Consider the following 26088-nt stretch of genomic DNA (forward strand, 5'->3'; position numbering starts at 1 on the left):
TATACAATGATTGGAGCTAAAATTCAAGTTTATTTCATTTGACTAAAAGCGTAATCAGCTGCTTTTAATGTTATATCTATTTCTTCTTCAGTATGTTCCGTTGTTAAGAACCAAGCTTCGAATTTAGAAGGTGCTAGGTTTATACCTTGATTTAGCATCAATTTAAAGAATTTAGCGAATGCCTCTCCGTCAGAATTTTCCGCCTGATCATAGTGGACTACAGTTTCTTCTGTAAAATAGAGTGTCAAAGCACCATATACTCTATTAACTGTCGCTGTGATATTATGCTTTTCTATTAATGAAAGAAGGCCATCTTCTAAACGTTTACCTAAGTAATCTAATTTTTCATAAACACCTTCTTGTTCTAGTACTTCTAATAACGCAATACCTGCTTTCATAGATAAAGGATTTCCAGCCATCGTACCAGCTTGATATGCAGGTCCCAATGGGGCAACTTGTTCCATGATGTCTTGTTTACCACCGTATCCACCAATTGGTAGACCGCCTCCGATAATTTTGCCAAACGCAGTTAAATCAGGATAAACGTTATACAAATCTTGAGCTCCGCCAAAATGGAATCTAAACGCAGTTATCACTTCATCATATATTACTAAACTACCATTGTTATGTGATATTTCATTCACTTGTTCTAAGAAGTTGGGTTGTGGTTTCACCATACCAAAATTTCCGACAACCGGTTCAACAAGAACTGCAGCAATTTCGTCGCCCCAATAATCTATAGCTTCTTTGTAAGCGTCAATATCATTGTAAGGCACAGTAATAACCTCTTGAGCAACACTTAAAGGTACACCAGCAGAATCAGGAGAGCCTAATTGTGATGGACCGCTACCAGCAGCTACTAATACTAAATCTGAGTGTCCGTGATATTGTCCGGCAAACTTGATGATTTTTGTTCGATTGGTATAAGCACGTGCAACACGTATAGTAGTCATTACAGCTTCGGTACCAGAGTTAACAAACCTAATTTTCTCTAATGAAGGAATTGCTCCACGTAATTTCTTGGCGAATTCAATTTCTAATTCAGTAGGCGTCCCATATAACACGCCTAATGCTGCTTGTTCTTGAATCGCTTTAGTAATATGTGGGTGAGCATGCCCAGTGATAATAGGACCATATGCTTGTAAGTAATCAATATATTTGTTTCCATCTACATCATAAAGATATGCGCCTTGTCCAGAACGCATCATTACTGGTGCACCACCGCCAACTGCTTTATATGAACGTGAAGGTGAATTAACACCACCTAAAATATATTCATCAGATAATTTCTGAAGATTTTCACTTTCAGTAAATTTCATAGTTATCAACCTCTTTTTATTTAATATTTGCGTCTATTATCGTATCATAAATTAAAGAATAAAAAGAAATAGGGTGAATGAAATGTTAAAAAAAGGAAGTCAGTTTCCAAAATTTGAATTAGAAAACCAGAATGGTGAGTTAATATCAAATGAAAGTATTAAAGGTAAAAAGGCTGTGCTTTATTTTTACCCGAGGGATAATACACCCACATGTACTACAGAAGCTTGTGATTTTAGAGACAACCTTGAAATGTTCAATGAATTAAATGTAAATGTTTATGGAATTAGTGGAGATAGTAAAAAGAAACACCAAAATTTTAGTAATAAGTTAGAGTTGAATTTTGATTTATTGGTAGACGAAGATTATAAGCTTTCTGAAGAAGTTGGTGTATACCAATTGAAGAAATCTTTTGGTAAAGAGTCTATGGGTATTGTAAGAACTACTTTTGTTTTAGATGAAAATGGGATTATTATAGATGTGATTAATAAAGTTAAAGTGAAAACTCAAATAGAAGAACTAAAAGATATATTGGGGTGATTTAAAATGAAAGCTGTAAGCTTAATGAGGATGGATGATCTAGAAACCGATTTAATTGAACGCTTTCCCAATGTCGACTTTGTATTTACAAAGGGTGTTTCTAGCATCAATGCTGAAGATAAACAAACTTTAGATATATTGTTTGGTTACGATAGTGACTTAGATGCTGCATTTTTAAGTGATTGTCCAAATTTAAAATGGATAGCCTGGTACTCTACAGGTGTCAATATACTTCCGTTAAAATTTATTGACGAAAATAATATAAAACTTACAAATGGTAAAGGTGTACATGCAAAACAGATGTCAGAGTTTATCTTTGCATATATCTTAGATGATTATAAAAAAATGAGAACTTCCTATTTAAATCAAATTAATAAGCATTATGATTCAAAAATGAGTGGTAAAAGATTAAGTGGCCAACGTATATTATTTCTAGGTACAGGCAGTATCGCACAAAATACCGCTAAAATAGCTAATACTATGAATATGGAAGTACTTGGGATAAATACAAGTGCTCATGATGTAGATGGCTTTAGTAAAACATATGCTATTAAAGATTTAAAGAAAGTTATATCTGAAGCGGATATTATTGTTAACACACTCCCCGAAACAAATGAAACAATACATCTACTCACAAAAAATCATTTTGAATTGATGAAAAACGAAGCATTATTTATTAATGTAGGTAGGGGAACTATCGTAAAAGAAGAAGTTTTAGTTGAAGTTTTAAATGAAAAATTGATTAGACATGCATATTTAGATGTATTTGAAAATGAACCATTAACTTCTGAAAACCCACTATATGAATTAGAGAATGTTACAATTACAGCTCATATTACTGGTAATAACTCAGAAAACAAAGCAGAAGTAACAGAGATTTTTATTGAAAACCTAACATCTATTCTCAATAATAATAAGCTAATTGAGAATTTGGTTGATCCAAAGAGTGGATATTAACGAGTTTAGACTAAGAATATTGACATTTCCCTAATTTAACAGTTATATTAATATTAAGTAATAATAATTCTTAAATAGAAAGATGGTGAGGGAAATGAGTGCAGAGATGGAAACAGTTGAACATCAACTAGAAGATTCAATTGCATCTTTAAGAAATAATGGCGTGAGAATAACTCCACAAAGACAAGCAATTCTTAAATTCTTAATTGCTTCAGAGTCACATCCTACAGCCGATGAAATTTATCAAGCACTTTCACCTGATTTTCCAAATATAAGTGTTGCTACTATATATAATAATTTACGTGTCTTCAAAGAAATAGGGATAGTTAAAGAATTACCGTATGGAGATTCATCAAGCCGTTTTGATTTCAGTACACACAATCACTACCATGTTATATGTGAAGATTGTGGTAAAATCGTAGACTTTCATTATCCACAACTAGATGAGGTAGAACAATTAGCCCAACACGTAACAGACTTTAATGTAACGCATCATCGTATGGAAATTTATGGTTTATGCAAAGATTGCCAAGATAAAGAAGAATAATCGTAACCATAGTTGAAGTAATGATTAATTTAATAGCTATGAAGAAACTAAATTGAAAGTAAGTAAACATATTATGGAAATAATTTACTTTTTATGCACAGAGAAAACTAATTATGTTTGAAATTGATATTTAGCATCTTTAAGCTTCTAATTGTTTATCAATTAAATGGACTGTTAAATAAGTTCAACTTGTACCAGTTAGTTGTTGTCTTGTACAAAGCTAGAAACCGAGATATCTGATATCTCGGTTTCTTTTTATTTTCAATTCTTTCTATAAGTAGAAACAAGTATTATTAAAAATATATGATTATTTAAAATATAGGAGATAGATCGTATATAAAAATACATTTACTTACTAGGAGGATGAGAAATTACAACAAAATGTGTAATTAGTTATACAATGTTATTACACCATTTTAAAAACCTGTACATCTATTTACTAAATAGTGAATATAAAGGTAAAATTCAACTAAAAAGATTCGCAATAATTATTGACGATATGGAATAATCTTGATACTATATAAAAGTCGTCAAAACAAGACGCATTGCAACATCAATTGAAACAAAATGAATTTTAAAAAGTGTAAAATTAACGCTTGTGAATATCATTTGTAAGTTATATAATAGTAAATGTTGAGTTGAGGAAAACGAAACAAACTTAACGAAAAAATTAAAAATTTATCATTGACTTAACAAAAACTTAATGATAAAATAATTTCTTGTAACACATTAATGAACATTGAAAACTGAATTGCAATATGTCAACGTTAATTCCGAATACAACATTAAATTGTTGGTTCAAAACAAGTGTTAGAGATAACACAAATTAGTATTTTATGAGCTAATCAAACATCATAATTCATTTATGGAGAGTTTGATCCTGGCTCAGGATGAACGCTGGCGGCGTGCCTAATACATGCAAGTCGAGCGAACAGATAAGGAGCTTGCTCCTTTGACGTTAGCGGCGGACGGGTGAGTAACACGTGGGTAACCTACCTATAAGACTGGGATAACTTCGGGAAACCGGAGCTAATACCGGATAACATTTGGAACCGCATGGTTCTAAAGTGAAAGATGGTTTTGCTATCACTTATAGATGGACCCGCGCCGTATTAGCTAGTTGGTAAGGTAACGGCTTACCAAGGCGACGATACGTAGCCGACCTGAGAGGGTGATCGGCCACACTGGAACTGAGACACGGTCCAGACTCCTACGGGAGGCAGCAGTAGGGAATCTTCCGCAATGGGCGAAAGCCTGACGGAGCAACGCCGCGTGAGTGATGAAGGGTTTCGGCTCGTAAAACTCTGTTATTAGGGAAGAACAAATGTGTAAGTAACTGTGCACGTCTTGACGGTACCTAATCAGAAAGCCACGGCTAACTACGTGCCAGCAGCCGCGGTAATACGTAGGTGGCAAGCGTTATCCGGAATTATTGGGCGTAAAGCGCGCGTAGGCGGTTTCTTAAGTCTGATGTGAAAGCCCACGGCTCAACCGTGGAGGGTCATTGGAAACTGGGAAACTTGAGTGCAGAAGAGGAAAGTGGAATTCCATGTGTAGCGGTGAAATGCGCAGAGATATGGAGGAACACCAGTGGCGAAGGCGACTTTCTGGTCTGTAACTGACGCTGATGTGCGAAAGCGTGGGGATCAAACAGGATTAGATACCCTGGTAGTCCACGCCGTAAACGATGAGTGCTAAGTGTTAGGGGGTTTCCGCCCCTTAGTGCTGCAGCTAACGCATTAAGCACTCCGCCTGGGGAGTACGACCGCAAGGTTGAAACTCAAAGGAATTGACGGGGACCCGCACAAGCGGTGGAGCATGTGGTTTAATTCGAAGCAACGCGAAGAACCTTACCAAATCTTGACATCCTTTGAAAACTCTAGAGATAGAGCTTTCCCCTTCGGGGGACAAAGTGACAGGTGGTGCATGGTTGTCGTCAGCTCGTGTCGTGAGATGTTGGGTTAAGTCCCGCAACGAGCGCAACCCTTAAGCTTAGTTGCCATCATTAAGTTGGGCACTCTAGGTTGACTGCCGGTGACAAACCGGAGGAAGGTGGGGATGACGTCAAATCATCATGCCCCTTATGATTTGGGCTACACACGTGCTACAATGGACAATACAAAGGGCAGCTAAACCGCGAGGTCATGCAAATCCCATAAAGTTGTTCTCAGTTCGGATTGTAGTCTGCAACTCGACTACATGAAGCTGGAATCGCTAGTAATCGTAGATCAGCATGCTACGGTGAATACGTTCCCGGGTCTTGTACACACCGCCCGTCACACCACGAGAGTTTGTAACACCCGAAGCCGGTGGAGTAACCATTTATGGAGCTAGCCGTCGAAGGTGGGACAAATGATTGGGGTGAAGTCGTAACAAGGTAGCCGTATCGGAAGGTGCGGCTGGATCACCTCCTTTCTAAGGATATATTCGGAAACATCTTCTTACGAAGATGAAACAGGAATAACATTGACATATTGTATTCAGTTTTGAATGCTCATTAGAGTATTCATATCGGAATGGGCCTATAGCTCAGCTGGTTAGAGCGCACGCCTGATAAGCGTGAGGTCGGTGGTTCGAGTCCACTTAGGCCCACCATTAGATTTGAATATTTTTATGGGGGCTTAGCTCAGATGGGAGAGCGCCTGCTTTGCACGCAGGAGGTCAGCGGTTCGATCCCGCTAGTCTCCACCATAAAATTTGTACATTGAAAACTAGATAAGTAAGTAAAATTTATGATTTTACCAAGCAAAACCGAGTGAATTAGAGTTTTTTAACAAGCTTTGAATTCAAAAAGAAATAATCGCTAGTGTTCGAAAGAACACTCACAGATTAATAACATTTTGGGTTTTCAACCGACTTGTTCGTGTTGAAAGTCAAAAAAGATTAAGTTATTAAGGGCGCACGGTGGATGCCTTGGCACTAGAAGCCGATGAAGGACGTTACTAACGACGATATGCTTTGGGGAGCTGTAAGTAAGCTTTGATCCAGAGATTTCCGAATGGGGAAACCCAGCATGAGTTATGTCATGTTATCGATATGTGAATACATAGCATATCTGAAGGTAGACGCGGAGAACTGAAACATCTTAGTACCCGCAGGAAGAGAAAGAAAAATCGATTCCCTGAGTAGCGGCGAGCGAAACGGGAAGAGCCCAAACCAACGAGCTTGCTTGTTGGGGTTGTAGGACACTCTATACGGAGTTACAAAAGAATAAACTAGACGAATCATCTGGAAAGATGAATCAAAGAAGGTAATAATCCTGTAGTCGAAAGTTTATTCACTCTTGAGTGGATCCTGAGTACGACGGAACACGAGAAATTCCGTCGGAATCCGGGAGGACCATCTCCCAAGGCTAAATACTCTCTAGTGACCGATAGTGAACCAGTACCGTGAGGGAAAGGTGAAAAGTACCCCGGAAGGGGAGTGAAATAGAACTTGAAACCGTGTGCTTACAAGTAGTCAGAGCCCGTTAATGGGTGATGGCGTGCCTTTTGTAGAATGAACCGGCGAGTTACGATTTGATGCAAGGTTAAGCAGTGAATGTGGAGCCGTAGCGAAAGCGAGTCTGAATAGGGCGTTGAGTATTTGGTCGTAGACCCGAAACCAGGTGATCTACCCATGACCAGGTTGAAGTTCAGGTAACACTGAATGGAGGACCGAACCGACTTACGTTGAAAAGTGAGCGGATGAGTTGTGGGTAGCGGAGAAATTCCAATCGAACCTGGAGATAGCTGGTTCTCTCCGAAATAGCTTTAGGGCTAGCCTCAAGTGATGATTATTGGAGGTAGAGCACTGTTTGGACGAGGGGCCCTTATCGGGTTACCGAATTCAGACAAACTCCGAATGCCAATCAATTTAACTTGGGAGTTAGAACGCGGGTGATAAGGTCCGTGTTCGAAAGGGAAACAGCCCAGACCACCAGCTAAGGTCCCAAAATATATGTTAAGTGGAAAAGGATGTGGCGTTGCCCAGACAACTAGGATGTTGGCTTAGAAGCAGCCATCATTTAAAGAGTGCGTAATAGCTCACTAGTCGAGTGACACTGCGCCGAAAATGTACCGGGGCTAAACATATTACCGAAGCTGTGGATTGTCCGTAAGGACAATGGTAGGAGAGCGTTCTAAGGGCGTTGAAGCATGATCGCAAGGACATGTGGAGCGCTTAGAAGTGAGAATGCCGGTGTGAGTAGCGAAAGACGGGTGAGAATCCCGTCCACCGATTGACTAAGGTTTCCAGAGGAAGGCTCGTCCGCTCTGGGTTAGTCGGGTCCTAAGCTGAGGCCGATAGGCGTAGGCGATGGATAACAGGTTGATATTCCTGTACCACCATAATTCGTTTTAAGCGATGGGGGGACGCAGTAGGATAGGCGAAGCGTACTATTGGATTGTACGTCCAAGCAGTAAGACTGAGTGTTAGGCAAATCCGGCACTCTTAAGGTCAAGCTGTGATGGGGAGAGGAAATTGTTTCCTCGAGTCGTTGATTTCACACTGCCGAGAAAAGCCTCTAGCTAGAATTGTGGTGCCCGTACCGCAAACCGACACAGGTAGTCAAGATGAGAATTCTAAGGTGAGCGAGCGAACTCTCGTTAAGGAACTCGGCAAAATGACCCCGTAACTTCGGGAGAAGGGGTGCTCTTTAGGGTTAACGCCCAGGAGAGCCGCAGTGAATAGGCCCAAGCGACTGTTTATCAAAAACACAGGTCTCTGCTAAACCGTAAGGTGATGTATAGGGGCTGACGCCTGCCCGGTGCTGGAAGGTTAAGAGGAGTGGTTAGCTTCTGCGAAGCTACGAATCGAAGCCCCAGTAAACGGCGGCCGTAACTATAACGGTCCTAAGGTAGCGAAATTCCTTGTCGGGTAAGTTCCGACCCGCACGAAAGGCGTAACGATTTGGGCACTGTCTCAACGAGAGACTCGGTGAAATCATAGTACCTGTGAAGATGCAGGTTACCCGCGACAGGACGGAAAGACCCCGTGGAGCTTTACTGTAGTCTGATATTGAAATTCGGCACAGCTTGTACAGGATAGGTAGGAGCCTGAGATACGTGAGCGCTAGCTTACGTGGAGGCGTTGGTGGGATACTACCCTCGCTGTGTTGGATTTCTAACCCGCACCATTTATCATGGTGGGAGACAGTGTCAGATGGGCAGTTTGACTGGGGCGGTCGCCTCCTAAAGAGTAACGGAGGCGCTCAAAGGTTTCCTCAGAATGGTTGGAAATCATTCATAGAGTGTAAAGGCATAAGGAAGCTTGACTGCGAGACTTACAAGTCGAGCAGGGTCGAAAGACGGACTTAGTGATCCGGTGGTTCCGCATGGAAGGGCCATCGCTCAACGGATAAAAGCTACCCCGGGGATAACAGGCTTATCTCCCCCAAGAGTTCACATCGACGGGGAGGTTTGGCACCTCGATGTCGGCTCATCGCATCCTGGGGCTGTAGTCGGTCCCAAGGGTTGGGCTGTTCGCCCATTAAAGCGGTACGCGAGCTGGGTTCAGAACGTCGTGAGACAGTTCGGTCCCTATCCGTCGTGGGCGTAGGAAATTTGAGAGGAGCTGTCCTTAGTACGAGAGGACCGGGATGGACATACCTCTGGTGTACCAGTTGTCGTGCCAACGGCATCGCTGGGTAGCTATGTATGGACGGGATAAGTGCTGAAAGCATCTAAGCATGAAGCCCCCCTCAAGATGAGATTTCCCAACTTCGGTTATAAGATCCCTCAAAGATGATGAGGTTAATAGGTTCGAGGTGGAAGCATAGCGATATGTGGAGCTGACGAATACTAATCGATCGAAGACTTAATCAAATTTTAAATTGTTTTGTTTTGGTTAAATCATATTTTACTTACTATCTAGTTTTGAATGTATAATTTCATACATTTCATTGTCTGGTGACAATGGCAAAGAGGTCACACCTGTTCCCATGCCGAACACAGAAGTTAAGCTCTTTAGCGCCGATGGTAGTCGGACTTACGTTCCGCAAGAGTAGGACGTTGCCAGGCAATTTATATGGAGGATTAGCTCAGCTGGGAGAGCATCTGCCTTACAAGCAGAGGGTCGGCGGTTCGAACCCGTCATCCTCCACCATTTATTACTTTTAATAGCCGGCCTAGCTCAACTGGTAGAGCAACTGACTTGTAATCAGTAGGTTGGGGGTTCAAGTCCTCTGGCCGGCACCATTTTAAAGAGCCATTAGCTCAGTTGGTAGAGCATCTGACTTTTAATCAGAGGGTCAGTGGTTCGAGCCCACTATGGCTCACCATTATTTTAATATCGCGGGTGTGGCGGAATTGGCAGACGCACTAGACTTAGGATCTAGCGCCTTACGGCGTGGGGGTTCGACTCCCTTCACCCGCATATGCAGAAGTAGTTCAGCGGTAGAATACGACCTTGCCAAGGTCGGGGTCGCGGGTTCGAATCCCGTCTTCTGCTCCATTATTTTTGCCGGGGTGGCGGAACTGGCAGACGCACAGGACTTAAAATCCTGCGGTGAGAGATCACCGTACCGGTTCGATTCCGGTCCTCGGCATAATCCTATAAAATTATGCGCCCATAGCTCAACTGGATAGAGTACTTGACTACGAATCAAGAGGTTATAGGTTCGACCCCTATTGGGCGCATTAATTTACGGGAAGTAGCTCAGCTTGGTAGAGCACTTGGTTTGGGACCAAGGGGTCGCAGGTTCGAATCCTGTCTTCCCGATAAACCTAAAATATATATGGGGGCTTAGCTCAGATGGGAGAGCGCCTGCTTTGCACGCAGGAGGTCAGCGGTTCGATCCCGCTAGTCTCCACCATATTTAATAATACAACATAAATACAACGGCGGTGTAGCTCAGCTGGCTAGAGCGCACGGTTCATACCCGTGAGGTCGGGGGTTCGATCCCCTCCACCGCCACTAATTATTAGTTGTAAATTATATTTAGGACCTTTAGCTCAGTTGGTCAGAGCTAACGGCTCATAACCGTTCGGTCGCAGGTTCGAATCCTGCAAGGTCCATATAATTTTGGAGGAATACCCAAGTCCGGCTGAAGGGATCGGTCTTGAAAACCGACAGGGGCTTAACGGCCCGCGGGGGTTCGAATCCCTCTTCCTCCGCCATTTTTATCATAATTGAATATAATTTAATTTTAGCTAATATTTGTGGAGGAATACCCAAGTCCGGCTGAAGGGATCGGTCTTGAAAACCGACAGGAGCTTAACGGCTCGCGGGGGTTCGAATCCCTCTTCCTCCGCCATTAATATTATTATCGCGGGATGGAGCAGTTCGGTAGCTCGTCGGGCTCATAACCCGAAGGTCGGTGGTTCAAATCCGCCTCCCGCAATTTTTAAAGGTCCCGTAGTGTAGCGGTTAACACGCCTGCCTGTCACGCAGGAGATCGTGGGTTCGAATCCCATCGGGACCGCCATTTTAATTATGGTTCAGTAGCTCAGTTGGTAGAGCAATGGATTGAAGCTCCATGTGTCGGCAGTTCGATTCTGTCCTGAACCATTTTATGCAAGCCGGCCTAGCTCAACTGGTAGAGCAACTGACTTGTAATCAGTAGGTTGGGGGTTCAAGTCCTCTGGCCGGCACCATTCTTAGGAGGGGTAGCGAAGTGGCTAAACGCGGCGGACTGTAAATCCGCTCCTTCGGGTTCGGCAGTTCGAATCTGCCCCCCTCCACCATTTATTTTTAATTTAATAGGGGCATATTTCAACGGTAGAATAGAGGTCTCCAAAACCTTTGATGTGGGTTCGATTCCTACTGCCCCTGCCATGGCGGTTGTGGCGAAGTGGTTAACGCATCGGATTGTGGTTCCGACACTCGTGGGTTCGATTCCCATCATCCGCCCTCTATATTAATGGGCTATAGCCAAGCGGTAAGGCAATGGACTTTGACTCCATCACGCGCTGGTTCGAATCCAGCTAGCCCAGTTTTTTATTGGCGGCATAGCCAAGTGGTAAGGCAGAGGTCTGCAAAACCTTTATCACCGGTTCAAATCCGGTTGCCGCCTTCATCAAAATGCGGGAGTATTTCAACTTTCAGAATACGTTCCTTCCCGGAACGTGGTATAGGTGTAAGTCCTATCTTCCGCTCCATAATTTAATAATTAAGCGGGAGTAGTTCAACTCTCAGAACACATTCCTTCCCGGAATGAGGTATAGGTGTAAGTCCTATCTTCCGCTCCATAATTTAGTAATTAAGCGGGGGTATTTCAACTTTCAGAATACGTTCCTTCCCGGAACGTGGTGTAGGTGTAAGTCCTATCCTCCGCTCCATAATTTAATAATTAAGCGGGAGTAGTTCAACTCTCAGAACACATTCCTTCCTGGAATGAGATATAGGTGTAAGTCCTATCTTCCGCTCCATTTATTCTTCCTTATGGGAAGTTTTTTTATATCTTTTTTGTCTTAACATGTAATCTTATTTTAAATTCTAATATTTGTAGCAATTTCTATATAATATGGTAATATGAATAATCATAATAGTATTTTGTACTATTAATTTAAACAACATACATTATTATAAATATTTTGTGGTAGGAGATTGTATATAATGATTAGAACAATGATGAATGGAAAAATTCATAGAGCGAGAGTTACGGAATCAAATTTAAACTATGTAGGTAGTATTACTATAGATAAAGATTTATTAGAAGCAGTTGATATATTACCTAATGAAAAAGTAGCTATTGTAAATAATAATAATGGGGCAAGGTTTGAAACATATGTGATTGAAGGTGAACGAGGTAGTGGTAAGATTTGTTTGAATGGCGCGGCCTCTAGATTAGTTGAAGTGGATGATGTGGTAATCATTATGAGTTATGTTCAACTGAAGGAAGAAGAGCTTTCTACACATGCCCCAAAAGTTGCTGTTTTGAATGAATATAATCAAATTACACAAATGATTCATGAAGTTGAGAGTGAAGTCATAACTGATTAGCATTAATATTTTACTTTGATCTTTTTAATTCCTCTATATAATTATATAGAGGAAATTCATGTTTTATAGATTTTAACTTTTACTTAATTTTTAACATTTATCTAAGTTATTATGCTTAAAGCTTTGAAGTTGAATAGTGACAAAATTTACAATTTACATTTTAAATTATTGTACTTAAACCTAGCAATTACAGGTTTATTTAATAAATCTATTGACGACAAATGTAGTTAGTAATATAATGTATTTATGCCATTTAGAAGTTGTATAATATTTACAGATATAAATGATGATTAATAAATAGTCTCGTATGAGCTATTGAGCCGGCGTGGCGGAATTGGCAGACGCGCGGGACTCAAAATCCCGTTCCTTTTTGGAGTGTCGGTTCGATCCCGACCGCCGGTACTAATAAAATAACTAACACTTTAGAAACATCATTTAATGATGTTTCTTTTTTTTTTACTTTCTTTAAGTTTAAATAGAAGTAAATTTAAATATTGTATTTTAAATTTAGTCATATGTCATTTCTTTTATTAATATAGAAGTTTTTTTGTAAATCTCTATACTTATAGAACCTTTAAAATTAATTATTACTATGCTTAAGTTAATATTGTAGTTTAATACAATGTGTAATATTATTAGTCTAATGTTATATTTGGAGGACATAATTTGATGGTTAAGTATAAAAGTTCAGAATCAAATGGAAAACAATTTTTTAGTAATATTTTACAAGCTGTTGGTGCAGGAGTAGTAATTGCTTTATTACCTAATGCATTATTAGGAGAGTTATTAAAGTTTTTTAAAGATGGTAATCAATTACTAGAATCAATATATCAACTTGTAGTATTAATTCAGTCATTTATGGCATTTATCATTGGCGTTTTGGCAGCACATCAATTTAAGTTTAATGGTGCAGGTGCTGCAATGGTTGGTGTCTCTGCTATGTTAGGTAGTGGTGCCGTGAAAATTACAGCTGGAGGATTTGTGTTAAATGGTATCGGTGATATTATAAACACTATTCTCGTCGTTATTGTTGCATGTTTTTTATATTTATTATTACGCGATAAACTAGGTTCATTAGAAATGATTATTTTACCAGTGTTAATACCTGTAATAAGTGGCGTTATTGGATTATATACGCTAAGTTACGTATCAAATGTTACTAAAGGTTTAGGGCATTTTGTTAGTTCGTTTACAGAACTTAATCCAATGTTAATGTCGATATTAATTTGTATTACTTATTCATTATTAATGGTAACGCCAATATCTGTTGTAGCTATTGCAACTGCCATAGGTTTATCAGGATTAGGAAGTGGGGCTGCAAATATGGGGATAGTTGCTGCGTGTGTAACATTTTTATTTGGTTCAATTAGAGTTAATAGCGCTGGCGTGAATTTAGTTCTAATAATCGGTGCTGCAAAAATGATGATACCGGTTTATTTTAAACATTTAATTATTGCAGTTCCATTAACTATAAACGGTATAATTGGTGGCTTGATTGCTTATTTCATAGGTATACATGGCACACCAATGTCTGCTGGATTTGGATATACAGGCCTTGTAGGACCAATAAACGCATTTAATCGTATGGATGGAGATCCGACGACCAACATTATTCTACTTGTTTTTGGTTACTTTATCATACCTTTTGTATCAGCGTTTTTTGTACATGAATTATGTAAAAAATTCATTGGTAAATATTCTGATGAAATTTACAGATTCGAAATCCCGAGACAATAGGCGTATCAAACGCTATAAACTAAAACAAATAATTTAAATTTTGCATATACTTATACCTATACCAAAATAAAGGAAAGTATATGTTATATCACTCTTTGAGGTGCTTAATAGGGCGGTTTAGGAAATCATTACTAAAATTTTGATTTCTAACCGCTTTTTTTATACATATTTTTTGCATAATAATTTATTTTAATTAAAGGAAGTGCGATATAACAATAATTTTTAAATTTGCTGTTGAATAATATTACGTTATTGTGTATAATAATTGATATTATAGAGAGGGGATACGAAAATGAAATACATATTAAAAAGCTTTATGGTATTTATAATTATTTTTAGTGCCATAATAAGTTATATAAACCCTACAGCTCATGCACAAGCGCAAGATGATCAATGGGAAAAAATAAAAGAGCGTGGTGAGTTAAGAGTCGGTTTGTCCGCGGATTATGCACCTTATGAATTCGAACATAATGTTAATGGCAAAACTGAATACGCGGGAATAGATATTGAATTAGCTAAAAAAGTAGCAAAGGACAATGATTTAAAATTAAAAATTGTAAATATGCAATTTGATAGTTTACTGGGAGCTATTAAAACTGGGAAAGTAGATTTAATTATTTCTGGTATGACACCTACACCAGAACGTAAAAAGGAAGTAGACTTTTCTGATCCTTATATGACGGTTCAACAAAAAATGATTATAAAAAAATCCGATACTGATAACTTAAAAACTATTGATGATTTTACTAATAAAAAAATAGGGGTTCAAAAGCAAACGCAACAGGAAAAAATCGCTCAATCAGATATTGAAAATGCTCAAATTCAATCACTGACTAGAGTTCCAGAAGTCATCATGTCATTAAAAAGTGGAAAAGTTAGCGGCATGGTCATTGAAGGCCCAGTGGCAGAAGCGTATTTAAAACAAAATAAAGATTTAACTTTTGCTGATGGAGTGAAATTTAATGAAGGAACTAAAAGTACTGCAATTGCTGCACCAAAAAACGCTCCTAAATTAATGGAAAAATTAAATTCTAGTATTAAAGAAGTTAAGGATAAAAACTTAATTGCAGATTATAAAGATTCAGCTGCAGAAGCAATGAAGAAAGATGATGGTAACTTCTTTAGCAAGTATGGCAACTTTTTCTTAAAAGGTATTCAAAACACTATTTTAATTTCAATTGTGGGAGTGTTATTAGGGACTGTTTTTGGAGCTATTATAGCATTAATAAAACTTAGTAAGATAAAAGTACTTAGATGGATAGCTTCAGCTTATATTGAATTTTTAAGAGGTACGCCATTGTTAGTACAAGTATTTTTAGTTTATTTTGGTACCACAGCGATGCTTGGTTTAGATATTTCAGCTTTAATTTGCGGTATGATTGCGCTTGTAATTAACTGTTCTGCTTATATTGCCGAAATAATAAGAGCAGGAATTAACGCGGTAGATAAAGGACAAACGGAAGCTGCACGTAGTTTAGGGCTTACTTACGGTCAAACTATGAAAACAGTTATATTACCTCAAGCGATTAAAAAGATATTACCAGCGTTAGGTAATGAATTTGTAACTGTAATTAAAGAATCATCAATTGTTTCTGTAATAGGTGTAAGTGAAATCATGTTTAACGCTCAAGTAGTACAAGGTGCTTCATTTGATCCATTCACACCATTATTAGTGGCAGCAGTCTTATACTTTATACTTACATTCACACTATCTAGAGTGATGTATTTCTTTGAAGGGAGAATGAAAGTTAGTGATTAATATTAAAAATTTATATAAAACTTTTGGTAAAAATGAAGTTTTAAAAGGTATTGATATGTCAGTGAATCAGGGAGAAGTTGTAGCTATCATTGGACCTTCAGGTAGTGGGAAAAGTACATTGCTGCGTTGTATGAATTTATTAGAAACACCTACAAGTGGTGAGGTTATATTTAAAGATCATAGCTTAACGAGTAAAAATACAGAGTTAGAAAAATTACGTCAACAAATGGGGATGGTATTTCAAAACTTCAACCTATTCCCACATAAAAAAGTAATAGATAATATCATTTTAGCCCCAAGTTTATTAAAAAAAGACAAGCAAAGTAATTTAAAGGAACAAGCTCAGGAATTACTAGATAAAGTAGGATTAAGTGATAAAGCTGATGCATATCCTTCACAATTGTCAGGTGGACAAAAACAGAGGGTTGCTATTGCTAGAGCATTAGCCATGAATCCAGAAGTTTTACTTTTTGACGAACCTACTTCAGCATTAGACCCAGAAGTGGTTGGTGATGTTTTGAAAGTTATGAAAGATCTTGCAAAAGAAGGTATGACAATGGTTGTTGTAACTCATGAAATGAATTTTGCTAGAGATGTGAGTGATAAAGTAGTATTTATGGCAGATGGTGTTATCGTTGAATCAGGTACTCCGGAAGAAATATTTGAGCAACAACAACATGAAAGAACTAAAAACTTCTTAAGTAGAGTATTATAAATTTTTGTTAAAGCCAGGTAGATTAAGTAATTATGATAATACAATTACTTATTTGCTTGGTTTTTATTTTTGGTAATAAAAATTGAATTTGCGCATACTCTTAACACGAAATAATGTGTTAAACTGTAGGATGTATGTTTTTAATGTGGGGTGTAAGAATAAATGGATTTAAATCAATTAAAACAAGATGTAATTGACTATGCACATACGATAGGTATTGATAGTATCGGTTTTACCACTGCTGATCCATTTGATGAAATGAAACAAAAATTAGTTGACTATCATGCTAAAGGTTATGCATCAGGTTTTGAAGAATCAGATATAGCGTTGAGGACTGAACCGAAATTAACATTACCAACTGCACGTTCCATTATAGCGATTGCGGTAGGTTATCCTAATAAATTAAAGGGCGCACCTAAAAGTACTAGAGGAGATAGAAGAGGTATGTTTGCTCGTGCTTCATGGGGGCAAGATTATCACTCTATTATGAGAAAACGCTTGGATAAACTAGCCGACTACTTGAGAGATAGAGTAGATGGTGTTGAAATCCAGTCAATGGTAGATACAGGAGCATTGTCAGATAGAGCTGTGGCAGAGCGTGCTGGTTTAGGCTATGTTGGTAGAAATGGCTTTGTAATCAACCCTGAGCTAGGAACTTGGACATATTTAGGAGAAATGCTTGTAAGTGTGCCTTTTCCACCAGATGACCCATTACTGGATAGTTGTGGAGATTGTACCATTTGTGTTGACCGTTGTCCGACTGGTGCACTAGTTGGAGATGGTCAGTTAAATAGTCAAAAATGTATTAGCTTTTTAACTCAAACAAAAGGATATTTAGCAGATGAATATCGTTATAAAATAGGTAATAGGCTATACGGATGTGATACTTGTCAGCAAGTGTGTCCAAGAAATAAAGGTATTAACACCCAGCATGAAGATATTGTCTTAGAACCTGAAATTTTAAAACCAAGATTAGTACCATTACTAAAAATGAGTAATAAAGAATTTAAAAATACGTATGGTCATTTAGCAGGTGCTTGGAGAGGCAAAAAGCCAATCCAGCGTAATGCGATAGTAGCGTTAGCACATTTTAAAGAAGAGAGTGCTATTCCTGACTTACAAGATGTAGCATTAAATGATCCTCGTCCAATGATTAGAGGTACTGCGTATTGGGCAATTGGACAAATACAGGGCGAAGATGCTAGAAGTTTTATTGAACAACAATACCAAAATGAACTAGAAGAAGTTCAACAAGAAATGTTAAAAGGATTAGAAATGAGGAGAGAACAATAGCATGACAAACCATATCGTATTATTTCAACCGCAAATACCAGGCAACACTGGTAGTATTGCAAGAACTTGTGCAGGAACATATACCAATTTACATTTAATTAAACCATTAGGATTTAGTACAGATGATAAAATGTTAAAACGTGCAGGACTAGATTATTGGAAAACTGTAAACATCATGTATCATGAAAGTATAGAAGAATTTTTTGAAGCCACTGAAGGAACATATTATTTGTTAACAAAATTTGGAGAAAAAACATATTCAGACTTTGATTTTACAAATACAGAGCATGACCACTTTTTCATATTTGGTCGAGAAACAACAGGCTTACCTGACTGGGTAAAAGAGAAATATGCAGATACTGCACTTCGTATACCTATGAATGATAATATTAGATCTCTGAACCTTTCAAACACTGCTTCTTTACTAATTTATGAAGCCTTGAGACAACAGAAATTTCCAGAGTTGCATTAATACTTACCTAAATGAATGAAAATATACTAAAAGCTTTGTATAATGATAATAAGTCTTATAATGGCTATTTGGACGAATCGTCACTTAGTTTAATAAAGTACTGGTTTACAGAAACATTATGTAGGGTATTAATAAAAATAATGCTAGAACCGTCTTAATAGAAAAAGAGGAGTGTAATTACTATGGCAATGAACTTTAAAGTTTTAGAAAACGAAAAAGTTGTAGCTGAATATGCTGCAGATATTTTAAGAAAACAATTTAACAATAATCCAACAACTATCGCAGGTGTACATCTTGCTAGTGACAATGCTCCTGTATTGGATGAATTAAAGAAAAATGTAGATAAAAACGCAGTAGATTTCAGTCAAATAAATATATTAGATTATGATGATAAGAAATCTTATTTTGAAGCGTTAGGAGTACCAGAAGGTCAAATATATAATGTATCATTTAGTGAAGATACTGAGTCATTTATTAAAGATAAGATTAAAACTAAAGAAAACAAAGGCAAATTAGTGACACAAGTACTTTCTATTGATACAAAAGGTAATTTGGACGTAAGTATCAATCAAGGTCTTTTCTCTGCACGTGAAGTAATTTTAATCATTACTGGTAGTGAGAAAAAAGAAGTAGTTCATAAACTTTATGAAGAAAATGGTAAAACAAGTTTTGAACCGTCAGATTTAAAAGCTCACCGTATGGTTAATGTAATTTTAGATGAAGCGGCTGCAGAAGGTTTACCAGAAGATGTTAGACATTATTTCACAGCACGTTTTGCATAAACAAATGTGAGGTGATTCAAATGACAAAAAATAAGAATTCAGATGAACAACCAAACGAATCTTTAGTACCCGAGAATGAAATGGTCGACGATTACGATGATGTTGTTGAATTAGGCAAAGAGATGGAACAAATTTCAGAAGAAAATGATGAAGATAAATTAGATAAATCACATGATACTGAAGTACGTTCTGATCTTAATGATTAATATATAGCTACCCGAGACATAATTAGTGTTTCGGGTTTTTGTATGTCACATAGTATTTTACAATTAAAAAGTGTATCACTTGTTTTAGCTAATAATAGTAACCTTACGATAACATGTGTATTTATAGATGAAGAAATAGAATGCAGATGGAAAGTTCTATATTGTTGTTGACTTATTGCAAATTAGATTATAGTGCGAGTTACAAAAAGCAATGCAATGTTAAAAGTTAATATGGTATGATTAAATCATTATTGATTTAAGGAGATTTATATATGTTAAGTAAGCAATGGAAATATATCATGATAGTTGCAGTAATTGTTAACTTAGTATCAATTAAAGGTTTCCCAATGGCAATAGGTGCTATCTATTTACCTGTATTATTTAAAATTATTAAATTGCAGATAAATCTGTCACGTGGCCTTGTAGATCAGGTTAATGCTTCAACATTTGTTAAAGGTAATCAAACAGGTATTATTATCAGCGTTTTATGTTGTATGATCGTAACTGTTTTATTGTTTAAGCCGCTAGGAGAGTTTTATAGTAATTTAGATGGCTTTTTAGGTTTTCTAATAACGATAAGTCCAGTAACTATGGTAATCGGTGCAATACTGTTAATTTTAACTGCTATTGGTATTATTCAAGCTGCTAAAGAACAGTTTAAAAACGTAAATATTACAAAATAACTATAATGACTCATCATTTTTAAGTAGAAAACCTCGGAAATATTCGAGGTTTTCTTTTTTATATAAGAAGAAACTATTTATCGAAGAGATAGAAGAAAGAGTTGGTAAAAATTATGTTTTTAAGAAAAATGAATTTATTATGAAAACGCTATATAATACGATTGCCCGTTTAAAATGATTAATGCTATACTTAAAACGAACTAAGATTAATGAAGGGGAGATTTATAAATGTCAGTTAGAATTGAACATGATACATTCGGTGAAATAGAAGTACCGTCAGACAAATACTGGGGTGCACAAACAGAAAGAAGTAAACGTAACTTCCCTGTTGGTAAAGAACGTATGCCAATTGAAGTCGTTTATGGATTTGCTCAATTAAAAAGAGGTGCCGCTTTAGCTAACCATGAATTAGGAAAATTATCGGATGCTAAAAAAGATGCAATTGTTTATGCATGTGACCGTGTATTAAATAAAGAATTAGATGATCATTTTCCTTTAGTAGTTTGGCAAACAGGTAGTGGTACGCAAAGTAATATGAATGTTAATGAAGTTGTCAGCTTTGTGGCAAATACTTATTTAAAAGAGCAAGGTAGCGATGAGTCTATTCATCCTAATGATGATGTCAATAAATCACAAAGTTCTAATGATACGTTCCCTACAGCAATGCACGTTGCATTATATAACGAAGTAGAAACGAAACTAGAGCCTGCTTTAAAAGCTTTAAGAGACACATTTAAACAAAAAGAAGAACAATACAACGATATTATTAAAATAGGGCGTACACACTTACAAGATGCTACCCCAATCCGTTTAGGACAAGAAATTAGTGGTTGGCGTTATATGTTAGATAAATGTGAAACATTATTAACTGAATCAAAAGCACATATCTTAAATTTAGCAATAGGTGGAACTGCCGTTGGTACAGGTATTAATGCCCATCCTGAATTTGGTGACAAAGTCGCTAAATTCATCGCAGAAAATACAGGTTATCCATTTGTATCTTCTGAAAATAAATTCCATGCATTAACTGCACATGATGAGGTAGTACAATTACATGGTTCTTTAAAAGCGCTTGCGACAGACTTAATGAAAATTGCTAACGATGTTAGATGGTTAGCATCAGGCCCACGTGCAGGATTGGCAGAAATCTCAATACCTGAAAATGAACCAGGTTCATCGATTATGCCAGGTAAAGTAAATCCTACACAATGTGAAATGTTAACAATGGTTGCTGTACAAGTTATGGGGAATGATACAGCAGTAGGAATTGGTAGTTCACAAGGTAACTTTGAATTAAATGTATATAAACCTGTTATCTTACTAAATACACTACAATCTATTTATTTATTAGCAGATGGTATGGACACATTTAATAGTAACTGTGCTGTCGGAATAGAACCAATTCCTGAAAATATCGATAATTACTTAAATCAATCGCTTATGTTAGTTACTGCTTTAAACCCACACATTGGTTATGAGAAAGCAGCAAGTATTGCTAAAAAAGCACACAAAGAAGGCTTAACTTTAAAAGAATCTGCAATTCAATCAGGCTATGTAACAGAAGCACAGTTTGAGCAATGGATTAAACCAGAAGATATGGTTGAACCGAAGTAAATATACCGTAAAAAATCAATTGTTGTTATCAACTAAGTAATGTCTTGTAATCACATCGAAAGATATATTCTTAACTAATAAACACACTGCCATTTTAACTGACAGTGTGTTTTCTTTTTATGATATTAAGAATTTTGAATTAACAACTATATATAACCTATAATAAAATAGGTGGTGAAATAATGGTTATAACTTTGAGTAAATAGTATAACTTTGCTACTTAATTAGATTTCATCATCTAGACTGACAGAAATTTGTGCTTGTGTCAGTGGATGGATGAACTCAATTTTGTAACTATTTAATTGAAGTTGTCTCAATGTAGAATTTCCATATAATGGGTCACCTATAACTGGATGTCCAATTTCAGCTAAATGAACACGAATTTGGTGAGTACGACCTGTATCTAATTTTAATTCTAATTCACAGACATCTTCTTTTAGCATTTTTGAGTCAAGAATATGTGTAATTGCTGATTGACCTGTTGGTGATACCCTACGTTTGTTAGAATGGAATTTATCTTTACCAATCGGCATATCAATAGTTTGAGGTTTGATTGGTAATAAACTATAAACATTAGCTTTATAGATACGATCAATTTCATTTTCTTCTAACATACGATCTAATATTTTCTTCATCAATGGATTTTTCGCTACAATTAATAAACCAACCGTTTCTTGGTCTAGGCGGTGAATTGGTTCAACATAGTCACTTTTAACTGTATAAATAACGTGATTCATTAATGTATTGCTTTCTTTTAAATCATTTGGATGTGTTTTAACACCTTTTGGCTTCATGACTATAGCGATATCATCATCTTCATAGTAAACTTGTGCAAAACGATAACTAGGTAAATAGTTACTTACTTCATCTGGAGTAGGAATAAAGACTTTGTCACCTGTGTTAACTTTTGTCATTAATGAAGCGGTTGCGTCGTTAATTGTAATTGCTTTAGACATGTTTAGATTATGCAAATCTTTTTTTGGTAAATGCAATTGTTGGAAAATTTCTCTTAACGTTAAATTATTGTATTTAATAGGGATTTCAAATTTCATAGTATCCTCCTTGATAATCAACTATTATCATAACACAAACATAGATTTAAAAATATTAGATAAATACTTTCAGTAGATTAAAAATTACATTTGTAATTACAACATACATTTAAACAATAAATCAGGATTTTTAAATTGTTCACTGAGAAGGTATAATAAATATAAAGTTGTAAAGAAATGGACTGGTTAAATGGAAAAACCAACGAGACTTGCATTGTTAAAAGAAATTGCTGAATTTTTAAATGAAGAGACAGAAACATATAATATGATTCAGGGTGCATTGGAATATTTAATCGAAGGTACTGCATTTACTACGGGTTGGATATTTTTTATAGATGATGCTGGACAACATGAATTAGTTGCGCATTATGATTTACCTGGTGCATTAGCAAAGCGAAATTGTAAATATATGTGTGAAGGTACCTGCTGGTGTGTGCAAGCTTATCAAAATAAAAAACTGACAAAGGCATCAAATATTATAAATTGTTCGCGTATTAACCTTGCAAATCGAGCGTTTCAAGAGGAAACAGAAGGCATTACACATCATGCCACGGTGCCGCTGCGTTCGGGAGATGAATTGTTTGGTCTTTTAAATATAGCAACGCCATACAAGACAAGTTATAGTGAAGAAGATTTAGAATTATTAGAGTCTGTTGCTTTTCAGATAGGGTCTGCAATAAAACGCATCATATTAACGGATCAAGAGAAAGAAGCAGCACGTATAAGTGAAAGGAATCGCCTTGCACGTGATTTACATGATTCAGTAAATCAATTGCTCTTTTCTGTAAAATTAACCGCGCATGCTGCACAAGGTATTTCTAATGAAGAAGTGTCACGTAAAGCTTTTAATATAATTGAAGAAACGAGTCAACAAGCAGTAAATGAGATGCGAGCATTAATTTGGCAACTAAAACCAGTTGGGTTAGAACGAGGTTTAGTTAAGGCTATTCAAAATTATAGCGACGTATTACAATTAAATTTATCAGTTAGTGTAGAAGGTTTAATTAGTTTACCAAGTATTATTGAAGAAAATATCTATAGAATTATCCAGGAAGGTATGAATAATACTAAAAAGCATGCTCAAGATACAGAAACTACATTAAAATTAGCGCAAAATCAAAACTATTTTTATGTAGAAATTAAAGATTACGGTGTAGGTTTTAATATGCGACAATCAAACTATAATAATTCTCATGGCATTAATAATATGAAACAACGAGCAAAAGTGATTAATGCCGATATAGAGATAACATCTGAAGAAAATAAAGGAACTCAAATTTATATAAAAGTGCCGTTATAATATGATGGAAGGAAGATTAAAATGAATCGAATCGTGCTTGTTGATGATCATCACATTGTAAGGCAAGGATTAGAATTTTTATTGTCTACAGTAGATGATTTAGAAGTCATTGGGGGATTTTCAGATGGTAAATCATTTTTAGCATCCTTAACAACTAATGTTTTACCAGATATTGTATTACTAGACTTAGTCATACCAGAGATGAACGGTATTGAAATTACAAAGATATTAAAAGATAATTACCCACAAATAAAAATATTGGTCTTAACGAGTTATGTTGATGATGAACACGTAATATCTGCCATTGATCAAGGGGCTGATGGGTATGAAATGAAAGATGTTGAACCAGAGCAATTAATTAAAACAATAAAAAAAGTGTTGAATGGAGAAAAAATAATTCATCCACAGGCTCAAAGTGTTATAGAAGCTGTTAGTAAAAAACCACATTTTACGAATAAATTATCTAAACGTGAGGCAGAGGTTTTAGCTGAAATGGCTAAAGGTAAGACTAATAAAGAAATTGCAGAATCATTGTTTGTATCTGAAAAAACGATTAAAACGCACGTAAGTCACATATTTAATAAATTGCAAGTTACGGATCGTACACAAGCAGCTATCTATGCGATGCAGAACAACTTAATATAAATTTCGATTTTATTTAAAAATATACTATGAGGTAGCAATTTGCTCAGTATTTTGAAAAATTACTTTAAAATATATAAAAATACTATATAATAAAGTTAATACTCAAAAGGGGATGTTGCTATGAAAACAAAAAATCTTTCATTGAAGATCGTCATAGCATTAATACTAGGTATTGCAATCGGTTCTATTTTTAATATTTTTGCGGGCTCAGTGTTTGTAGAGAACGTAGATAAATACCTATTTAATGTTATTGGACAAATTTTCTTGAATTTAATCTTTATGCTTGTAGTACCAGTAGTATTTGTATCTATTGTATTAGGCGTAGTAGGTGTTGGGGATCCGAAATTATTGGGAGGAATTGGACTAAAGACAATTACTTTCTTTTTAACTACGACTGCAATTGCAATTACAATCGGACTTACTTTGGCAATGTTGTTACAACCTGGTGCAGGTAAATCTGATCTTTTAAATAGTGATGATGTATCAAGTTATCAAAAAACACTGGATAAAGAGAATAGTGCGCAAGATTCAGCTGCAAAACAAACATTTGATCAAACACTTATTAATTTATTTCCTAAAAATCCATTGCAAGCAATGACTGAAGAAAATATGCTGCAAATCATTACATTTGCGATATTTATTGGCGTTGGTATTATTATGGTCGGTTCAAAAGCACAGATGGTACATAAATTTTTAGAACAAACCAATGAAGTTTTAATGTATATCGTTACTATGATAATGAGTGTATTTGCTCCAATAGGGACGTTTGGATTGGTAGCACATGCATTTACAGGAGCAGGATTTGGGGCAATTCAACAACTGGGGATGTACTTCTTTATTGTATTGTTAGCCCTAGCAATACATTTCTTTGTAGTATATGGTACTGCTGTCAAGGTTATGGGTAGAACAAGTCCGTTAAAGTTTTATAAGGAATTTATTCCTGCTATTACATTAGGGTTTAGTGCTTCAAGCTCAACCGCAACTTTACCTGTTTCTTTAGAATGTACAAAGAAAATGGGAGTTAGACGTGAAATTGCTTCATTTGTCCAACCTTTAGGTGCAACTATTAATATGGATGGTACAGCAATAATGCAAGGTGTTGCTACTATATTTATTGCTCAAATATCCGGTGCATCCTTATCTTTTGCCCAAATTATAACGGTAGTCGTAATTGCCGTAGTAGCTTCAATTGGTACTGCTGGTGTTCCAGGTGTGGGTCTAATAATGTTAGCTATGGTGTTAAACGCGGTAGGATTAGATCCAGCTGCAATTGGGATAATCTTAGGTATTGATAGGTTACTGGATATGACAAGAACTTCAGTGAATATAACTGGTGATGCAGCCTGTGCATTAATTATTTCTAGAGCTGAAGAGAGAAAATTAGCCGCAAAGAATGAATAATTTTAAATAGTTAGAATGATAATTTAAGAGGACGAAACATTATTATAATGTTCTGTCCTCTTTTTTTAATTAAAATCAATAGTTGTAAAAATAAATATGTTATTGGTTAATTGTTTTTATAAATTATTTTATAAAAACAAATTATA

The 26088-nt window shown here is 36.4% G+C and carries 18 protein-coding genes, 28 tRNA genes and 3 rRNA genes; 47 read left to right on the plus strand and 2 right to left on the minus strand.

The genetic code is table 11. The features are described from left to right. Positions 1-29 precede the first annotated feature (29 nt). Positions 30-1319 carry a glutamate-1-semialdehyde 2,1-aminomutase gene (locus tag ACW5YJ_RS06555; protein ID WP_017722822.1) on the minus strand — a complete coding sequence of 430 codons (1290 nt, stop codon included), beginning with the start codon at positions 1317-1319 and terminating at the stop codon, positions 30-32. Between the two features lie 82 nt (positions 1320-1401). Here ACW5YJ_RS06555 and bcp point away from each other — a divergent pair, with 82 nt between their 5' ends. From bcp to fumC, 44 genes are all read left to right on the plus strand, one after another. Continuing rightward, entirely contained in the window at positions 1402-1857 is a 456-nt protein-coding gene (gene bcp, locus ACW5YJ_RS06560) for a thioredoxin-dependent thiol peroxidase (RefSeq protein ID WP_017722823.1), read from the plus strand. A gap of 6 nt (positions 1858-1863) precedes the next feature. Further along, entirely contained in the window at positions 1864-2814 is a 951-nt protein-coding gene (locus ACW5YJ_RS06565) for a phosphoglycerate dehydrogenase (RefSeq protein WP_457338599.1), read from the plus strand. Between the two features lie 94 nt (positions 2815-2908). Further along, entirely contained in the window at positions 2909-3361 is a 453-nt protein-coding gene (gene perR, locus ACW5YJ_RS06570; RefSeq protein ID WP_457338600.1) for a peroxide-responsive transcriptional repressor PerR, read from the plus strand. A gap of 862 nt (positions 3362-4223) precedes the next feature. Next, a 16S ribosomal RNA gene (locus ACW5YJ_RS06575) occupies positions 4224-5776 on the plus strand. A gap of 103 nt (positions 5777-5879) precedes the next feature. Then, positions 5880-5956, plus strand: a tRNA-Ile gene (locus tag ACW5YJ_RS06580). Between the two features lie 20 nt (positions 5957-5976). Beyond that, positions 5977-6052 (plus strand) — tRNA-Ala (locus ACW5YJ_RS06585). A gap of 190 nt (positions 6053-6242) precedes the next feature. Beyond that, positions 6243-9165, plus strand: a 23S ribosomal RNA gene (locus tag ACW5YJ_RS06590). An 80-nt stretch (positions 9166-9245) separates the two neighbouring features. After that, positions 9246-9360: ribosomal RNA gene (gene rrf / locus ACW5YJ_RS06595) — 5S ribosomal RNA — on the plus strand. The 16S, 23S and 5S rRNA genes sit together here with 27 tRNA genes alongside, the layout of an rRNA operon. Positions 9361-9369: 9 nt before the next feature. Next, positions 9370-9445, plus strand: a tRNA-Val gene (locus tag ACW5YJ_RS06600). A gap of 16 nt (positions 9446-9461) precedes the next feature. Beyond that, positions 9462-9537 (plus strand) — tRNA-Thr (locus ACW5YJ_RS06605). Positions 9538-9544: 7 nt separating this feature from the next. Then, a tRNA-Lys gene (locus ACW5YJ_RS06610) sits at positions 9545-9620 on the plus strand. 13 nt (positions 9621-9633) lie between these two features. After that, positions 9634-9715 (plus strand) — tRNA-Leu (locus tag ACW5YJ_RS06615). Between the two features lie 3 nt (positions 9716-9718). Further along, positions 9719-9793: transfer RNA gene (locus ACW5YJ_RS06620), tRNA-Gly, on the plus strand. 8 nt (positions 9794-9801) lie between these two features. Further along, positions 9802-9887, plus strand: a tRNA-Leu gene (locus tag ACW5YJ_RS06625). 17 nt (positions 9888-9904) lie between these two features. Continuing rightward, a tRNA-Arg gene (locus tag ACW5YJ_RS06630) sits at positions 9905-9978 on the plus strand. 8 nt (positions 9979-9986) lie between these two features. Continuing rightward, positions 9987-10060, plus strand: a tRNA-Pro gene (locus ACW5YJ_RS06635). Positions 10061-10078: 18 nt separating this feature from the next. Next, positions 10079-10154 (plus strand) — tRNA-Ala (locus ACW5YJ_RS06640). A gap of 27 nt (positions 10155-10181) precedes the next feature. Beyond that, positions 10182-10255: transfer RNA gene (locus ACW5YJ_RS06645), tRNA-Met, on the plus strand. A gap of 27 nt (positions 10256-10282) precedes the next feature. Further along, positions 10283-10356, plus strand: a tRNA-Ile gene (locus tag ACW5YJ_RS06650). 9 nt (positions 10357-10365) lie between these two features. After that, a tRNA-Ser gene (locus tag ACW5YJ_RS06655) sits at positions 10366-10458 on the plus strand. Positions 10459-10502: 44 nt separating this feature from the next. Then, positions 10503-10595, plus strand: a tRNA-Ser gene (locus tag ACW5YJ_RS06660). Positions 10596-10608: 13 nt separating this feature from the next. After that, a tRNA-Met gene (locus ACW5YJ_RS06665) sits at positions 10609-10682 on the plus strand. Positions 10683-10690: 8 nt separating this feature from the next. Then, a tRNA-Asp gene (locus ACW5YJ_RS06670) sits at positions 10691-10766 on the plus strand. Positions 10767-10776: 10 nt separating this feature from the next. Next, positions 10777-10849: transfer RNA gene (locus ACW5YJ_RS06675), tRNA-Phe, on the plus strand. Between the two features lie 10 nt (positions 10850-10859). Next, a tRNA-Thr gene (locus ACW5YJ_RS06680) sits at positions 10860-10935 on the plus strand. A gap of 6 nt (positions 10936-10941) precedes the next feature. Further along, positions 10942-11025: transfer RNA gene (locus ACW5YJ_RS06685), tRNA-Tyr, on the plus strand. Between the two features lie 17 nt (positions 11026-11042). Beyond that, positions 11043-11116: transfer RNA gene (locus tag ACW5YJ_RS06690), tRNA-Trp, on the plus strand. A 2-nt stretch (positions 11117-11118) separates the two neighbouring features. Then, positions 11119-11191, plus strand: a tRNA-His gene (locus ACW5YJ_RS06695). 11 nt (positions 11192-11202) lie between these two features. Further along, positions 11203-11274, plus strand: a tRNA-Gln gene (locus tag ACW5YJ_RS06700). Positions 11275-11283: 9 nt separating this feature from the next. Continuing rightward, positions 11284-11354, plus strand: a tRNA-Cys gene (locus tag ACW5YJ_RS06705). Between the two features lie 100 nt (positions 11355-11454). Continuing rightward, a tRNA-Gly gene (locus ACW5YJ_RS06710) sits at positions 11455-11529 on the plus strand. 15 nt (positions 11530-11544) lie between these two features. After that, positions 11545-11619, plus strand: a tRNA-Gly gene (locus ACW5YJ_RS06715). Positions 11620-11634: 15 nt separating this feature from the next. After that, positions 11635-11709 (plus strand) — tRNA-Gly (locus ACW5YJ_RS06720). Between the two features lie 187 nt (positions 11710-11896). Beyond that, the gene (panD, locus tag ACW5YJ_RS06725) at positions 11897-12283 is read left to right on the plus strand and encodes an aspartate 1-decarboxylase (RefSeq protein ID WP_107552541.1); all 387 of its coding nucleotides are present in this window, start codon (positions 11897-11899) and stop codon (positions 12281-12283) included. 319 nt (positions 12284-12602) lie between these two features. Next, positions 12603-12685 (plus strand) — tRNA-Leu (locus tag ACW5YJ_RS06730). A 267-nt stretch (positions 12686-12952) separates the two neighbouring features. Then, positions 12953-14020: a PTS sugar transporter subunit IIC gene (locus ACW5YJ_RS06735; RefSeq protein WP_457338601.1), complete on the plus strand. Its 1068-nt coding sequence runs from the start codon at positions 12953-12955 to the stop codon at positions 14018-14020. A gap of 292 nt (positions 14021-14312) precedes the next feature. Further along, positions 14313-15779: an ABC transporter substrate-binding protein/permease gene (locus tag ACW5YJ_RS06740; RefSeq protein ID WP_457338602.1), complete on the plus strand. Its 1467-nt coding sequence runs from the start codon at positions 14313-14315 to the stop codon at positions 15777-15779. Beyond that, on the plus strand, positions 15772-16494 hold the full coding sequence (locus ACW5YJ_RS06745; RefSeq protein WP_107552076.1) for an amino acid ABC transporter ATP-binding protein: 723 nt from the start codon (positions 15772-15774) through the stop codon (positions 16492-16494). Before ACW5YJ_RS06740 ends, ACW5YJ_RS06745 begins: the two co-directional genes overlap by 8 nt. A 162-nt stretch (positions 16495-16656) precedes the next feature. Then, positions 16657-17787 carry a tRNA epoxyqueuosine(34) reductase QueG gene (gene queG / locus ACW5YJ_RS06750; RefSeq protein WP_017723189.1) on the plus strand — a complete coding sequence of 377 codons (1131 nt, stop codon included), beginning with the start codon at positions 16657-16659 and terminating at the stop codon, positions 17785-17787. 1 nt (position 17788) lies between these two features. Further along, positions 17789-18259, plus strand: coding sequence for a tRNA (uridine(34)/cytosine(34)/5-carboxymethylaminomethyluridine(34)-2'-O)-methyltransferase TrmL (gene trmL, locus ACW5YJ_RS06755; RefSeq protein WP_457338603.1), 471 nt, complete (start codon positions 17789-17791; stop codon positions 18257-18259). A gap of 182 nt (positions 18260-18441) precedes the next feature. Continuing rightward, positions 18442-19041, plus strand: coding sequence for a sugar phosphate isomerase family (locus ACW5YJ_RS06760; RefSeq protein ID WP_017723187.1), 600 nt, complete (start codon positions 18442-18444; stop codon positions 19039-19041). Positions 19042-19061: 20 nt separating this feature from the next. After that, the gene (locus ACW5YJ_RS06765) at positions 19062-19247 is read left to right on the plus strand and encodes an SAS053 family DNA gyrase inhibitor (protein ID WP_017723186.1); all 186 of its coding nucleotides are present in this window, start codon (positions 19062-19064) and stop codon (positions 19245-19247) included. Between the two features lie 272 nt (positions 19248-19519). Beyond that, a complete protein-coding gene (locus ACW5YJ_RS06770) occupies positions 19520-19930 on the plus strand; it encodes a hypothetical protein (RefSeq protein ID WP_017723185.1) in 411 nt (136 codons plus the stop codon). Between the two features lie 228 nt (positions 19931-20158). Further along, positions 20159-21544, plus strand: coding sequence for a class II fumarate hydratase (gene fumC, locus ACW5YJ_RS06775; RefSeq protein WP_017723184.1), 1386 nt, complete (start codon positions 20159-20161; stop codon positions 21542-21544). 224 nt (positions 21545-21768) lie between these two features. Here fumC and ACW5YJ_RS06780 read toward each other — a convergent pair whose 3' ends face one another. Beyond that, complete coding sequence (locus ACW5YJ_RS06780) at positions 21769-22596, minus strand: RluA family pseudouridine synthase (RefSeq protein WP_107552079.1); 828 nt, start codon at positions 22594-22596, stop codon at positions 21769-21771. 190 nt (positions 22597-22786) lie between these two features. On the opposite strand from ACW5YJ_RS06780, the gene ACW5YJ_RS06785 reads away from it, so the two are divergent. The 3 genes from ACW5YJ_RS06785 to ACW5YJ_RS06795 all read left to right on the plus strand — a co-directional run bounded on the left by ACW5YJ_RS06785 (position 22787) and on the right by ACW5YJ_RS06795 (position 25942). Next, positions 22787-23896 (plus strand): GAF domain-containing sensor histidine kinase, encoded by a 1110-nt coding sequence (locus tag ACW5YJ_RS06785; protein ID WP_135092746.1) that lies wholly within the window; start codon positions 22787-22789, stop codon positions 23894-23896. Positions 23897-23917: 21 nt separating this feature from the next. Then, complete coding sequence (locus tag ACW5YJ_RS06790; RefSeq protein ID WP_017723181.1) at positions 23918-24541, plus strand: response regulator; 624 nt, start codon at positions 23918-23920, stop codon at positions 24539-24541. A 120-nt stretch (positions 24542-24661) separates the two neighbouring features. After that, positions 24662-25942 (plus strand): dicarboxylate/amino acid:cation symporter, encoded by a 1281-nt coding sequence (locus ACW5YJ_RS06795; protein ID WP_457338604.1) that lies wholly within the window; start codon positions 24662-24664, stop codon positions 25940-25942. Positions 25943-26088 lie beyond the last annotated feature (146 nt).

The sequence above is a fragment of the Staphylococcus sp. mip270_02 genome (genome assembly GCF_054031535.1).

Excerpts from the sequence above, each read along its gene's own strand:
- panD (WP_107552541.1), top strand. The coding sequence starts at position 11,897 with ATGATTAGAACAATGATGAATGGAAAAATTCATAGAGCGAGAGTTACG.
- ACW5YJ_RS06740 (WP_457338602.1), top strand. The coding sequence starts at position 14,313 with ATGAAATACATATTAAAAAGCTTTATGGTATTTATAATTATTTTTAGT.
- perR (WP_457338600.1), top strand. The coding sequence starts at position 2,909 with ATGAGTGCAGAGATGGAAACAGTTGAACATCAACTAGAAGATTCAATT.
- ACW5YJ_RS06565 (WP_457338599.1), top strand. The coding sequence starts at position 1,864 with ATGAAAGCTGTAAGCTTAATGAGGATGGATGATCTAGAAACCGATTTA.
- ACW5YJ_RS06785 (WP_135092746.1), top strand. The coding sequence starts at position 22,787 with ATGGAAAAACCAACGAGACTTGCATTGTTAAAAGAAATTGCTGAATTT.
- ACW5YJ_RS06795 (WP_457338604.1), top strand. The coding sequence starts at position 24,662 with ATGAAAACAAAAAATCTTTCATTGAAGATCGTCATAGCATTAATACTA.
- ACW5YJ_RS06765 (WP_017723186.1), top strand. The coding sequence starts at position 19,062 with ATGACAAAAAATAAGAATTCAGATGAACAACCAAACGAATCTTTAGTA.
- queG (WP_017723189.1), top strand. The coding sequence starts at position 16,657 with ATGGATTTAAATCAATTAAAACAAGATGTAATTGACTATGCACATACG.
- trmL (WP_457338603.1), top strand. The coding sequence starts at position 17,789 with ATGACAAACCATATCGTATTATTTCAACCGCAAATACCAGGCAACACT.
- ACW5YJ_RS06735 (WP_457338601.1), top strand. The coding sequence starts at position 12,953 with ATGGTTAAGTATAAAAGTTCAGAATCAAATGGAAAACAATTTTTTAGT.
- ACW5YJ_RS06555 (WP_017722822.1), bottom strand. The coding sequence starts at position 1,319 with ATGAAATTTACTGAAAGTGAAAATCTTCAGAAATTATCTGATGAATAT.
- fumC (WP_017723184.1), top strand. The coding sequence starts at position 20,159 with ATGTCAGTTAGAATTGAACATGATACATTCGGTGAAATAGAAGTACCG.
- ACW5YJ_RS06780 (WP_107552079.1), bottom strand. The coding sequence starts at position 22,596 with ATGAAATTTGAAATCCCTATTAAATACAATAATTTAACGTTAAGAGAA.
- ACW5YJ_RS06760 (WP_017723187.1), top strand. The coding sequence starts at position 18,442 with ATGGCAATGAACTTTAAAGTTTTAGAAAACGAAAAAGTTGTAGCTGAA.
- bcp (WP_017722823.1), top strand. The coding sequence starts at position 1,402 with ATGTTAAAAAAAGGAAGTCAGTTTCCAAAATTTGAATTAGAAAACCAG.
- ACW5YJ_RS06790 (WP_017723181.1), top strand. The coding sequence starts at position 23,918 with ATGAATCGAATCGTGCTTGTTGATGATCATCACATTGTAAGGCAAGGA.
- ACW5YJ_RS06770 (WP_017723185.1), top strand. The coding sequence starts at position 19,520 with ATGTTAAGTAAGCAATGGAAATATATCATGATAGTTGCAGTAATTGTT.